9 protein-coding genes and 1 pseudogene are annotated in these 13,878 nt (G+C 64.7%); 7 read left to right on the forward strand and 3 right to left on the reverse strand.

Translation table 11 applies throughout. The features are described 5' to 3' along the window. The 7 genes from E0H92_RS21285 to E0H92_RS21315 all read left to right on the forward strand — a co-directional run. Positions 1 to 7,645: DNRLRE domain-containing protein (locus tag E0H92_RS21285; protein WP_131497497.1), on the forward strand; the 7,645-nt coding region annotated here is incomplete at its 5' end. Positions 7,646 to 7,719: 74 nt separating this feature from the next. Continuing rightward, positions 7,720 to 8,604, forward strand: coding sequence for a hypothetical protein (locus tag E0H92_RS21290; RefSeq protein ID WP_131497498.1), 885 nt, complete (start codon positions 7,720 to 7,722; stop codon positions 8,602 to 8,604). A gap of 30 nt (positions 8,605 to 8,634) precedes the next feature. Next, entirely contained in the window at positions 8,635 to 9,108 is a 474-nt protein-coding gene (locus tag E0H92_RS21295; RefSeq protein WP_131497499.1) for a hypothetical protein, read from the forward strand. Further along, complete coding sequence (locus E0H92_RS21300; RefSeq protein WP_131497500.1) at positions 9,105 to 9,371, forward strand: hypothetical protein; 267 nt, start codon at positions 9,105 to 9,107, stop codon at positions 9,369 to 9,371. Before E0H92_RS21295 ends, E0H92_RS21300 begins: the two co-directional genes overlap by 4 nt. 1,067 nt (positions 9,372 to 10,438) lie before the next feature. Then, positions 10,439 to 10,957, forward strand: coding sequence for a hypothetical protein (locus E0H92_RS21305; protein ID WP_131497501.1), 519 nt, complete (start codon positions 10,439 to 10,441; stop codon positions 10,955 to 10,957). A 178-nt stretch (positions 10,958 to 11,135) separates the two neighbouring features. Then, a complete protein-coding gene (locus E0H92_RS21310; RefSeq protein ID WP_131497502.1) occupies positions 11,136 to 11,333 on the forward strand; it encodes a DUF8129 domain-containing protein in 198 nt (65 codons plus the stop codon). Between the two features lie 48 nt (positions 11,334 to 11,381). Next, positions 11,382 to 11,630, forward strand: a complete 249-nt coding sequence (locus tag E0H92_RS21315) for a hypothetical protein (protein WP_131460502.1) — start codon at positions 11,382 to 11,384, stop codon at positions 11,628 to 11,630. An 89-nt stretch (positions 11,631 to 11,719) separates the two neighbouring features. On the opposite strand, the gene E0H92_RS21320 is transcribed toward E0H92_RS21315, so the two are convergent. The 3 genes and pseudogenes from E0H92_RS21320 to E0H92_RS21330 form a co-directional block, all read right to left on the reverse strand. Further along, entirely contained in the window at positions 11,720 to 12,526 is an 807-nt protein-coding gene (locus tag E0H92_RS21320) for an endonuclease/exonuclease/phosphatase family protein (RefSeq protein ID WP_131497503.1), read from the reverse strand. 216 nt (positions 12,527 to 12,742) lie between these two features. Continuing rightward, positions 12,743 to 13,619 (reverse strand): annotated as a pseudogene (locus tag E0H92_RS21325) (SDR family oxidoreductase). A gap of 22 nt (positions 13,620 to 13,641) precedes the next feature. Continuing rightward, on the reverse strand, positions 13,642 to 13,863 hold the full coding sequence (locus E0H92_RS21330; RefSeq protein WP_131460499.1) for a CDGSH iron-sulfur domain-containing protein: 222 nt from the start codon (positions 13,861 to 13,863) through the stop codon (positions 13,642 to 13,644). Between the last annotated feature and the right edge of the window lie 15 nt (positions 13,864 to 13,878).

Raw genomic sequence — 13,878 nt, forward strand, 5'->3', positions numbered from 1 at the left:
CGCGAGCCACAACACCTGGCGCGGCCTGCTGAAGTTCGACACGTCGATGATCCCGACCACCACGACGATCCGCTCGGCCGACCTGAACATGCACTACGGAGCAGGCTTCGGTGCGGACGTGACGCTGCCGTTCGCCGCGGTCAAGGTCACGTCCGCCTGGACGGAGTCGACGGCGACGTGGACGTCGATGAACACGGCGTTCAACGGCACCTACGCGTCCAACACGGTGCAGGTCGACGACCAGGACACGTTGTCGGCGACGTACGAAGGGCCGTGGAAGTACCAGAGCAACGCGAGCGCGGTCAACGGGTCGTTCACGTACGCGCTGACGGGTACGGCTCCGGACTCGTTCACGTGGAACGTGCGAGTGCCGAGCGAGGGCGACTACCAGGTGCAGGGGCACTACTACCCGAACAGCGTGCGGGGCATTCTGCCGACGACACTGGTCGGGGCGACGTCTGCCGGCGTGCCGACCACGCAGACCGTCCAGTGGAACCAGACAGCCGGCACACCCGGAGCCGGAGGCGACTTGTGGTACACGCTGGGGACGGTACATGCGCGCCCCGGCAACACGACACAGGTGAAGGCGGTCCGACAGTCCGGGACTGGTGCGCCCGCGACGATCCCGATCGCGGATGCGATGAAGTGGACGAAGTACTCCACGGCGACGAAGCAGGCGGGCGATCGTGACGGCTGGCATTCGTACGGCTTGGGCAGCTATGCGCAGTCGTGGGTGAGCAACCCGACGTCGAACTTCGGCGTGATGCTGAAAGCCGTCGACGAGAACCCGGCGACGGCGCCTGCCGGCGGTCTGTACTACAGCGCGAGCGAGGAAGCGTACGGCGGGGAGACGGCGGCCCGGCCGAACCTGGTGATCACCTACGACGAGCCCGGTGTCACGCTGAACCCGCCGTCGACGATCAACGCGTCCGGCGCGGAGCTGTCCTGGAACAAGTACATCGACCCGACGCCGGCCGATGACGACGACCTGGTCGAGTACCAGATCTTCCGCGGCTGCCGCGCACTGCCGTCGGACGGTTGCACCACGCCGGTGGGTGACTACTTCTCGACCACGTCCCCGGGCGCGCTCGAGCTGGTCGGGACAGTCCCGCCAGACGTGACATCGTTCACCGATGCGACCGCGAAGCCGTCGACGCTGGACGGGGCGCTGCCTGATCCGGCGACGTACAGCTATTGGGTTGTAGCGCGGACAGTCGGCGACGGCACGTCGAACGGCAAGGCCGCGTCGAACGTGCAGACCGTGACGATGCCGCGCGAAGGCCGGATCCTGCAGTCGTTCGGCGGCGACATCTCCGACACAACGTTGAGCAAGACGAAGCCGACGGAGAACGTGTCGCGTCCGGACGGCGGCAGCGGGAACACGCGGTACTGGGTGCAGGTCGGCAACAACCACCCGACATACGGCATCGAGCGCGGGGTGTTCAAGTTCGACACGTCGGCGATCAAGCAGGGCACGAAGGTGACCGACGCGCGGGTAGAACTGTTCGCGAATTACGGGTCCGGCACCGGCACCGCGACCCTTGACTTGCACGGACTGACCCGGGACTTCGTCGAGACCGAGGCGACCTGGAACCAGGCGGCGTCGACGATCAACTGGACCGGCGCGGGCGGTGACTACGACTCGACGGTGCTGGCCAGTCTCACCTCGGACAACAACCCGAAGCAGTTGACGTTCAAGTCGCCCGCACAAGGCGGTGCGCTGCTACCGAAGATCCAGTCCTGGGTCGACAATCCCGGCAACAACCACGGCCTGCTACTGAAAACGCACGACGAGACCGTGCAGCAGCAGCTGTTCAGCATCACCAACGGCGAGTCCCCGGACACGTTGTTCCGCCCGAGGCTGTGGATCGAGCACCTGGCCAAGAACGAGGCCGAGACCTACCAGGCCGACCAGATTCCTGAACGGTTCCATCCGAACACTACTGTCACGACCCCGGTTACGGTGACGAACACGACGAACGTCTCCTGGCTGGGCGATTTGCTGGTGTCGTATCGGTGGACCGATCCCGGCAGCCTCGTCGATCTCACGACCGAGGGCGAGCGTCTCAGTGTCCCGCTGGGGCGGGCGTTGGCGCCGGGTGAGTCGAAGACCGTCGACCTTCCGATGAAGGCGCCGATCAATTCCGATTCGGGGTCGAAGCGGCAGTCGTACGACCTGCATCTGGATCTCAGGAAGCCTGACAAGACCTGGTTCGACGGTGACAACGCGTCGTCCCCGCCGGCCAGGCCTGCACAGGGCTGTGTGATGGAGACGTCGGGCCTGTTGTGTGTGGACCGGTATGTCGAGGACCCGACGTCGAACCAGTTGGGACTGGAGAGGTTCTTGTCGTATGCCGGTGAGGAGACCGGTGGTGGATCGCAGTTGCTGACGAACCTGTACAACGGGAACGTCGTGTGGTCGTACGACGCCTTGTCGAACCCGTCGATCGGACCGTCTGCGTTCGTCAGGTTGGCGTACAACAGCCAGGACGGCACGTCGACGACGTCGTCAGCGACTGGTTACGGGTTCTCTGTGCAGCCGGCGACGCTGGCGCGGTTGGGCGAGGGGCTGTCCATCGTCAACGACAATGTCATGTCGTTCGTGGACGGCGATGGGACGACGCACTACTACAGGGAGGCGACACGGACTCCGCAGGAGGTCACCTATACGCGTCCGGCGGGTGTCGCGCTTGATCTGACGCAGGACCTGACTCCTGGCGCCGCGAACAAGTGGTTGCTGTCGCGGCCTGACGGTACTCGGTTCTTCTTCGACTCCACCACGCGTCGGCAGACGTCGGTTGTCGATCGTAACGGCAACACGATGTCGTTCAGCTACGACACCTTCGGCCGGTTGACCACCGTGATGGATGCGAGTGGTCGGCAGGTGTTGACGCTGGGATATCTCACCGGGACCGACAAACACGTCGCGTGGATCCGTGACGTGTCTGGGCGCGGGTTGAAGTTCAACTACAACGGCTCGCTCCAGTTGATCAAGCTCGAGGACGGTGGCCCGTTCAACGCGGGCGCGTTCGACCCAGGTGCGGTGGTGAAGTCGTTCCAGTTCGCCTATACCGACACATCGAACAACAGCAACACGAGGCTGATCTCGGTCAAGGATCCACGTAGCCCTCAGACCGGCGCGGAGACCAAGGTTCAGTATTACGCTCCGAACGAGACCTCGGCCTACGCAGGACGGCCCAAGAGCTACACCGATCGCCGCGGCAACGACACCACGTTCACCTATGCCGATCCCGACCCGGTGGCGAAGGTTCGTGAGGCTATGGTCACCGACGTCAACGGGTCCACGCCGTCGGTGACGACGTACCGGATGGATGCGTTCGGTCGTACGACGGGCATCGTGGACGCCAACCAGAACGCCATCGGCGGTGACAAGGCGACGCTGCTGGCCTGGGACCGCGATCACAACGTGATCAGGCTGCAGGAGCCCAACGACGCGGTGTCGACGTGGGAGTACGACCCGAAGACCGGATATCCGCTCGTCGTGAAGGATGCGATGGCGGTCGAGAACGGTCTGCCTGGTGTGGTGCTGTCCTACCAGACGCTGACCACCGGCGCGAAGCCGACGGTGTTGCTGTCGAAGAAGACCGCCGCGGGCCGGACGGACACGTTCACGTACGACGCGAACGGCAACGTCAAGACCGTCAAGAATGGTCTGGGTTTCGGTCCGACGTACACCTACAACTCGAACGGAACCCTGGCGACTGTCCTCGACGCGCGGGGCAACGCGACGCAGTACGGCGACGACTCGGACTACCACGACAGCGGCTACCCACTGTCGATCACCGACCCGGAGCTCGCGAAGACGGACTTCGTTTATGACGACCGAGGCAACGTGCTGAAGGTCACCGACGCGCAGGGCCGGGAAACGGTCGCGGAGTACGACGCGTTCGGGCGGCCGACGAAGATCACCAAGCCGTACGACGGGGCGGTGACTCGGACCACGGCGACCGAGTACGACTTGAACGACAACGTCACGAAGGAGACCGCGCCGAACGGTGCGCAGTCGGTGTCGACGTTCGATGCCGCGGACAACTTGCTGACCAAGACGCTGCCGGACAACAACACCACCGGACGTCAGCTCGCCTACACCTACGACGTACTGGGCCGCAAGATCACCGAGACCGCGCCCAAGGGCGTCGCAACCACGACGGACCCGAACGACTTCGTCACCAAGTACAGCTATGACCGGATCGGTCAGGTGCTGAAGGTCGAGACGCCGTTCGTTGACGGCGGGACGACGAAGACGCCGACGACGACGTACGAGTACGACCTGGTCGGCAACCAGGTGACCGTGATGGATCCGCTGCGCAACGCGTCTCCCGCGACGGACTACACCTCGAAGACGGTCTACGACCTGAACCATCGGCCTACCGCAGTCACAGATGCGGCCGGGTACACGAGCAAGACGATCTACGACGCCGACGGGCTAGTCACGTCGGAGATCAACCAGACCGGCAATACGAAGACGACCGAGTACGACGACGCCGGTCAGCCGATCGCGATCCATGTTCCGCACACCCCGATCGGCGGTCATCAGGAGGACCGGGTCACGCAGTTGGCCTATGACCAGGCCGGCAACGTCACGCGCCAGACGCGGCCGAGTGGCCGGTACTCCGAGACGGTGTATGACAAGAACAACCGGCCGGTGCAGAAGAAGTCGGCGTTCGACACGGCGACGGCCTTGTACAAGACGCCGTCGAGCACGTTCATCCAGTACTACCCGACCGGCGAGATCAAGGCCCAGTCAGAGCCGACCTTCGCCGCGACCGCACCACCTGCCGCGCAGTGGACGAACTTCACCTACTTCGGTTCCGGTGACATCAAGACGTCGACGGATCCGTGGCAGATCACCGCGACATACGGCTACAACCAGCTCGGCCAGCAAACCGACCGTACGCTGACGGTGCCGGGCGACGACGCGAAGCGGACCCAGGCCTGGGGCTACTACCCGGACGGTGCGCTGCAGTCGCGGTCGGACACCGCCGCGCAGCAGCCGGTCGACATCGTCGACAACGCCGACACCTGGCAATCCAGCTCGACCGGCACGTGGTCGACGGTCACCGGCGGCACGAACACCCAGGGCGCGGACTACCGCTACCACGCCGCGGTGACAGGCTCGACCGACATCTTCAGCTGGCGGGTGCTGCCGGACGTGGCGGGTGCGTTCGATGTCTACGCGTCCTGCCCGGTCCGTACCGACGCGACCACAGCGGCGACGTACACGATCAACCACTCCACCGGCGCGGCCACCAAGACGGTCGACCAAAAGGCCTGCACCGCGGCGAACCCGTGGATCAATCTCGGGAACTACTCGTTCCCGAACGGTGTCGCCAAGACGATCACCTTGGCGCCGTCCGCGACGGGTGTGGTGTCCGCGGACGCGATCAAGCTGGTCTCGACCAGCCCGGTCGACAACCGCTCCTTCACCTACAACTACGACCTGAATGGTCAGCAGACTGAGGTCAAGGACAACAACCCGAACGCCTTGACCGACACATTCAAGGTCACGAGCGACGGCCTCGCCCGGACCACGCAGGTTCAGGAGCTCAAGGCGGGCAACCCCAAGGCTCAGACCGACTACACCTATGACCTCGACTCGAACGTGCTGTCGACCAACGCGCAGCGCCTTGCGGATGCCGGCACCGGCAGCCCGCTGGTCACGCGGTACACCGGCTACACGTGGGATGTCCGCAATCTGGTCGACACGGTCAAGGCCGGCTCGACATCGACGAGTACAGACACCTGGAGCTATACCTATGACGGGCGTGGTCTGCGTTCGACGATCACGAAACCGAACGGCAACCTGGCCACGTTCACGTACCACGAGGACGGCCTGCCCCGGATCCAGACCGAGAAGCACAACCAGCAACTGATCTCGTCGCATGCGCTGCGCTTCACCTCTGACGGTGATCGTTCGCAGGACGTCGAGAAGGTCCTGAAAGCGAACTCCACGGACTATCTCGACCAGGCCTCGACCTACTCCTACACACCCGCCCGACAGCTCGAGACGGTCGTCAAAACCGGCGTGGAGAAGGGCGACAACGAGTCCTACGAGTACGACGCGGCCGGTAACACGAAGAAGCAGACGATCGGCGCGACCACGTCGACGATGACCTACGACCGCAATCGTCTGATCAAGACCGTCACCGGTACGACAACGGTGAACCAGCGCTACGACCCGTTCGGTCGCGCGACCTCATCGGACGCCGGCACGCAGGTCGTGGAGCAGAACGCCTACGACGGGTACGACCGCCTGGTCCGCCAGCAGAAGTTCGACACCGCCGGCGCCCCGACGTTCACCCGCAACCAGACCTACGACGCGTTCGACCGGGTCACCAACCAGTCCGAAAAGGTCGGCGCCGCGGCGTCGATCTCGACCCGGTACACCTTCGTCGGCCTGGCCGACCAGGTCGCGGCCGAGGAGGAGAAAGACACCGGCGGGACCTGGAAGGTCTCGAAGTCCTACGCCTACGGCGCCAACGGCGAAAACCTCTCCCTGGTCGACTCCCCGGTCAACGGCACCACGTCGAAGAAGTCGTTCTACGGCACCAACCCCCACGGTGACACCGAAACGCTGACCGACGCGACCACCGGCACGACCACGTCGACCTACCGCTACACCGCCTACGGCCAGGCCGACAAGGTCGGCACCACCGGTGACGACGCAATCCAGGACGACCCGGCGAAGGACGCCGACATCGTCAACCCGTACCGCTTCAACTCGAGCCGTTTCAACGGCGCCACCGGCACCTACGACATGGGGTTCCGCGAGTACAACCCAGGCCTGAACCGGTTCCTGTCCCGCGACATGTTCGACGGGGCCGTTCAGGATCTAGGTTTGGGTACGGATCCGTGGAACGCAAACCGGTACATGTTCGGCGGCGGAAACCCCATCACCCGCATCGAACTCAACGGCCACTACAACATCGATGACAACGGTGAACGGGTCCCGGAAACGCCGCGGCCGCCGGTGACGGTGGCGACGCCACCGAGGACGGTTGACCCAGGGCTGCAAGCTCTTGTCGACGGCGAATATGCGCGTCCCGGCGCCAAGAAGGTATTTGATGACGGTCGCACGACCACCGCTTTGCGGAATGAGTTGCTGACGGGCGCCAAGACGGGGTCCGGGAAGAATGCCACGTATCATCTCCAGAAGGTCCTCGAGTTGGCGAATGGGTACGCCAAGGCTCTAAGCAAGAGCGACGCCGACAGATTCCATGGCGGACGAGGGATGGCCGAAGCTGACGAGATCTTGCTCCGAAGGTTGTTCAAAGACTCATGGGACGTGTTGACGATGAAGGACCAGGCGAACGCCGTTACTGCGGAACTCGATTCGCGCGGTGTACGAGGCGACGTTGACGCAGCGATGGAGCGGCTTGTAAGGAACCAAGCAGTCTCCGGCGAGACAGGCGCGCAGTTCACTGAACAGCATCCGAAAGCCTACAGCCAAACTTTCCGCGGATCTGGTGGAGCAGTCTTCCTGGGGCGCACTCTGACCGTTCTTAGCCTTGTTGGTGACGCTCAGTACGCGTGGGAAGCGGGCAGGATCATGGCAGGTAAGCCGAGCTGCGGTTTCCTCCCACCGCCGTTCCCGCAGTACGGATGCCCAGCTCCGGTATCATGAAATATCTGCGGTGCAGATCGATCGGATCAGATCAGCGCGATGGTGATTGTCGTCGACGCCGATAGGAGGGCGCGGTGATGACGGAATTGGTAACCGTTGACAACCTCGCGGAGTACCTTACTGATCGGTTCCCCGAGGCTGCTGTCGACATAGCAGCGATGTACGTGGACGATGATCCCGCTTGGCTCGTCACGGCAGAATTGGTGCGTGATGTATTCGTATCCAGAATCTTTCGGCGCGCGGTTGTCGACCGCGACGTGAAAGTGCTCGATCTGTGCTACTCGGCGGTCGAGGACATGTTGTCGGCTGGTGATGCGCAGGTGTGCCGGAGCGTGCGGGAGTACGTCGTACCGGCAGTCCTCTCATCGGCACAGTGGGCGGGCGACACACGTCTACGGGGAGGCCCTCTCCTGGCAGGCGCGATTGACAGCGAACGCGGTGGGCGCGGATGGCGCACCAGTGATGTCGACTACCATGACAGACGGCCGTTGCGAAGTGCATCCATCGGCGTGCATGGTTACCACGGCGTGCTGTATGCCCATGCATACAGGCCGCATGCCGATGGCGGCTCGGGGATCGTGCGCCCGTTCCTAGCAATGCCTTCTGATGTCGAGCCTGAGGTGGCGGGATCTCGGCTCGCAGTGCTGATTCGCGACGTGTTTAGTTCGGAGATTCAAGAGTCTGCGCACGACGTGGCCGAGTTGCTGAAATTCGTGGGTGATGTGGAATGGCGTGATTTTCATACCAATGCCCGGACCGTAACCATCATCGTCGCGGAGGATAGTTTCCGTGCGTGTGTGTCCCCTCGTCACAAGCGGCAGGATGGTGATTGGTTCGGAAGTCGCCCGGGTGAATTGTTGGACGTCGCTGACTGGCGGGAGGCGGCCGCACTCGGCCGCGCCGTTCTCACGGCGCTCGCGATCTCTTCAACAACTGGCTGGAACGCTCCCGCAAGTTGAGTTGGACTATCTGGAGGGAGCCTGTGGCAAGTGCGTGCGTCCGGCCTGTTGGTGTCGTCGCATGCGTTGAAGTACACCGCTGATGGTGATCGTTCGCAGGATCTCGAGGAGGTCCTGCAGGCAAATTCGGCGTTGTATCTGGACCAGGCCTCGACCTACACCTACACCCCGGCCCGGCAGCTCGCGACGGTCACCAAGACCGGTACGGACAAGAGCGATAACGAGTCGTGGGAGTACGACGCGGCCGGCAACACGAAGAAGCAGACGATCGACGCGACGACGTCGGCGATGACCTACGACCGCAACCGCCTCACCAAAACCGTGTCCGGGTCGACTACGCGCAACTACCGATACGACCCGTTCGGCCGCGCGACCACGACCGACGTAGGCACGCAGGGCGTCGAGCAGAACGCCTACGACCGGCTCGTCCGCCAGCAAAAGTTCGACACCGCCGGCACCCCACGTTCACGCGCAACCAGACCTATGACGCGTTCGACCGGGTGACGAACCAGTCCGAGAAGGTCGGCACCGCGGCGTCGATCTCGACCCGCTACACCTGCGTCGGCCTGGCCGACCAGGTCACGATCCTGAGCCGTATAGCCAGATCGAAGATGTCCTGGTCCTTGCCGGCGGACGGGCGGCGGCCGATCGTACCGGTGTCTGGTGGTGTTCTCGCCGCTGATTCCACAGACATCGGCGGGTTGCCACGATCGATGTCGACCAGGCGAGGTGCGAAGTCGTTGCCGCGACCTGATCGTGATCCGTAGGTTGACAGTAGGGGCGCTTGCCCGGATGTTCTCGCATGCAACGGGCGGACTAGCAATGGTCTCCAAGAAGCAGGGCTCTTCTGCAGCCAGGTGCTCGGGCGTCGCGTCTTGTTACAAGCGCGGCCAGTGCCGCGTCGGCTGGTCACGGAGGAAGTCGGCTGCGTGAGAATCGAAGGCACGTGGTGGCGCATCGGCGATGAGACGACGGCCCTGATCGCCCATGGGGATTGAGTTGCGTCTCAGTCTCGCCAGCGTGCCCCGATCACCTCCGCTCCGTGCCGCCTCCTGCCCGGCCGCAACTCACCGTTTTACTCACCGGATTGGACGGAACATGCCGAGCACAGACGCCAACAGCTGAGTACTCTCCATTAGGGAGTTAGCAGGTCAGTGGCAACTTTTGGGTAGTGATGCGGTACGGCGACAGGCGTGCTCCGGTAAAGCGGGGGTTAGGGGTTCGAGTCCCCTCACCGGCTCCTCACCGGCTCCAAATACCTCGGATGAATGTGATAGCCCCCGCGTGCTACGCAGCCACTCCGTCGCTCCGCTCCTCCCGTGCCCGCTCCGCGCGCTCCCACCCACCGGCTACCGCCGACCAGCTGCGAGCTGGCGCTCGCGGCGACTACTAAGCCACCGCCGGCGGTCGAACGAGCTGTGACGAAGGCGTCCGGGCAGGCCAACCGTCTGCGCCGACGTTAGGCGGATCGCTCACTCTTCCCCCAGGCCCGCCGAGGAACGGTCTTGGCCGGCGCGGACATACGCCGAACTGGTAGCGCCTGGACGCTTGGTCCCGCGGGACTATGGGCTGGTGGGGGCATGCCGAAAGCGTTCGGACGGAGCAGCATGTAGTCATGGCGGCGAGAGATTTGGTGTTCGGGGTGGGGGACCGGGTCCGGACTTGGGGGCGGTTCGTGGCTGGGGCGGACGGTGATTGGTTGGACTTGGCCCGTGTGCATGATTTGACGTGGAAAGCGCCGGGTTGGAAGTCAGATCGGTCGGTTCGGTTGATCGGGGCAGATGGCGAGGCAGTCGCTGCGGCCATCGCAGCGAACCGAGGTCTGGGCGTCTCGGTGGTTGGGATCTGGGGCGACGAGAGCATCGACGTCGAGGTCCTGTCGGCGGAGATCCCTGCTTGGCAGCCGCGTGCAGCTCGGAGGGACCCGCCGTGCCCGCCGCCGCCCGGTGGCTGGCGGCACGGCGTGGTCGAGTTGGACGTTGACCTCCGCGACCGCGAGTCGTCCGGACCGATCGTCCACCTGGCCATCTTCCGTCCCTCCCCGGAGCAGGAGGTGTTGGTCGTCGCTGCTACCGATGTGGATGCGGTGATCCGGCAGTTGTCGCCGAAACTGCCACGGCAGTTGTGCGTGGTGCCCAGCCGGTTCACCCGTGCTCAGATCGACGAGGTGTACGACGTCCTGCACGCCCACTGGCGAGACTGGCGCCTGGAATCCTTCGGCACCGGCTCGGATGAGCAGGCTCAACCGTTCATCGCGGCGATGATGTTCCGGGTGACCGCTGAGATGGCTGAATGGGCCGACGCACTGCCCGAGGGCCTGGTTCGCCTCGAGCCGACAGTAATCCCGGCCTGACAATGCGGTCGACTAGCTGAACCAGCTTGTTTCGTGGGGTGGTGGTGGGGTACTCGGCCTCGATGGACGTGAGCAGACTGGAACTGGTGTACGAGAGCGAGGTGCCGCCCTGCTGCGGTGGGGCGCGTCCTGAGGCCGAATTGCCGAGGCCGGGGACCGCGGCCGGAACGGAGACGCCATGAGTACTTCATTGCCAGTACCGGAGTTCGACCTCGTGCCACCCGGGGCGCTCGCCGCACGCATCGATGCGCTCGACATCCAGCAGGTGGAGCAGCTGATCGGCTACGAGCGGAACCATGGCGCGAGGGAGCAGGTTCTCGACTTGCTCAGCCGTCGACGGGACCAGCTTCGCGCGGCCGAACGACGACAATCCTGACGCCGGCGCAGACGGTTGCAGCAGGTCGCCGGCGGGCACCGACTCTTCATGACCGAGAACCCAGGTGAATACCAGGAGCCCGGCGAACGTGGTGACGACTATCGTCCGACGATCGACGACGTGGACCCGAGCGCGATGGCGGTGAACTCCGTGGACGACAACGTCCGCACCTCCGCCGACCCGTCCGAGAGCGAGATCGTCGACTCGGCCGGGGAAACGCGGCGGGTCGACGAGCAGCCGGACGGCGACAAGGTCCTGCCACCGGACGAACAGAACGAGTCCAGCGAGCATCTCTGACCGGTTGCAGTGAGCAACTTACCGTCCGCTCACGGCGTAATGTTCGGGACGCAGCGCCTTCTGCTGCCGGCCACTCCGACAAAACACCGTCAGGTGGCCGGGGTGTGGGCTTCGAAGGTGGCGGTGACTCCGAAGTGGTCGCTGGCCCAGACGCCGTCGACGGGGTGTTCGAAGGTGCGTTCGCAGGTGGCGACGTCGAGGGTCGGGCCGCGCTCCCCGCAGTGGACCATGATGTAGTCGATCCGGCGGGCAACGTCCCAGGCCACCGGACCCGCGAGGACCCGACCGTTCGCCGGGGTGAACGTATGCCCGGGCTCACCGGGATGCGTGGTCTCCCAGGCGTCGCGGTAGCACACGCTCACTCCGTCCAGCGCATGGAGACCGCGCCAGAACCGCATGCTGGTTGACTCGGGGGTCGCATCGAAGTCTCCGGCCAGTACGACGTGACGGTCGCCTGCCAGGTTCTCGATGAATCTGGCCGAGGCGACGGCCTGCATCTGTCGCTCGAGTTCCAGGGGCATCTGCCAACTCGGATTGGTGCAGGCGAACAACACCGAACCGATCGGTTGGGGTACGTCGATCTCGGCCACGATCGTCGACGCCGGGAAATCCGGGGCGACGCGCGGTGTGACGTGCAGATCGAGCTGATGGACCTGGCCGATCGGCCACCGGCTGCCGATCGTGATGCCGGCCCCATCGGCGCCTCGAGCCGACCCGTGGGCCAGGTGATAGTCCGGTCCGAGGAGATCCCGCGGCTGGTCGTACTTGTCGGTGACGACCGACTCGACGAACGCCACGAGATCCGGACTGATGTCGTCCAGCCCTGCCGCGAGAACAGCGCGACGCCGAGGCCAGTCGCCGTACAGGGCCTCAGGATTCTGCATGAGTACGCGCATCACAGCCTCCCGCAAGGCGATCTAGGGTGCCCCTGTCCTTTCCGCAGCTCCTGCCATGAGGCCGCCGCGCACTGAACTCAAGCGTTCAGCTCTCGGAGTTCCTGCGGTTTGCCCTGGCTTCGGCGCCGTTCTCAGCGTTCCCAGATCGACATCGGCATGCTCGGCTTCCCTCGAAAGTGCCCCGGTGCCCGTTGACCGGTACCGGAAACGCGATGGTCAGGGTAGGGGGCGTCTGCCGGTGGCGCCGATGCGTTCGCCGGTGACGTAGGTTGAGTCGTCCGAGGCGAGGAACACGTACAGCGGTGCGAGCTCGGCGGGTTGGCCGGCTCGGCCGAGTGGGGTGTCGGCGCCGAATTCGCCGACCTTGTCGGCGGGAAGTGTCGCCGGGATGAGCGGCGTCCAGATCGGGCCGGGCGCGACAGAGTTCACGCGGATGCCCTTCGGCGCCAGTTCCTGCGCGAGACCCTTGGTGAAGTTGAGGATCGCCGCTTTGCTGGTGGCGTAGTCGAGCAGATTCGGCGACGGTTCGTACGCCTGGATCGAGGTCGTGTTGATGATCGCCGATCCTTCGGTCAGGTGCGGCAGCGCGGCTTTGCAGAGCCAGAACATCGCGTAGACATTGGTTTTCAGCACCTGGTCGAACTGCTCGGTGGAGATGTCCGCAATGCCTTCGCGTGACATCTGGTACGCCGCGTTGTTGACCAGGATGTCGAGACCGCCGAGCTCCTGCACGCAGTGCCACGAGTCGCCGGCAGTGCTGCTCGTCCTGGATGTCGCCGGCCAGTGAGGCCGCCGTACAGCCCGATTCGCGGACCAGGCGACAGGTCTCGCCGGCGTCCTGTTCCTCGGCTTCGAGGTGAGAGATCATCACGTCCGCACCCTCGCGGGCGAACGCCAGCGCGACGGCGCGTCCGATGCCCGAGTCGCCGCCGGTGATCAAGGCTCGTTTGCCGGTCAGTTTCCCGCTGCCGCGATAGGTCTTCTCGCCGTAGTCTGGCTCAGGGCTCATCGCGCCGCCGTGTCCGGGGTGCTCTTGCTTCTGCGGGTCTTGCTGCTCCGGTCCGGCGTACCTGGTCCGCGGATCGCTGCTCATCGTCTGCCTTTCGTCGTCACCCTCATGCTCGCGGTACCCGGCGTGTGGTTGGTTCTCCGGCCGGCTTCCGGTTGATCGGCAGCGTGTGGGTGCCGTCGCACAGGGGTGGGATGCTGGTGCGGCCGCAGCGGCAGAGGGCGATGGTACGGCGCGACGCCGGGATCGGATCGCCGTTCTCGTCCAGGAGCTCGAACTCGCCGCGGACCAGGAACGGACCGTCCGGGTAGGCGCGGATCTCGGTCATGCCGTCGCGGTACCC

It is taken from the genome of Kribbella speibonae, from assembly GCF_004331375.1.
Classification (GTDB): Bacteria; Actinomycetota; Actinomycetes; order Propionibacteriales; family Kribbellaceae; genus Kribbella; species Kribbella sindirgiensis.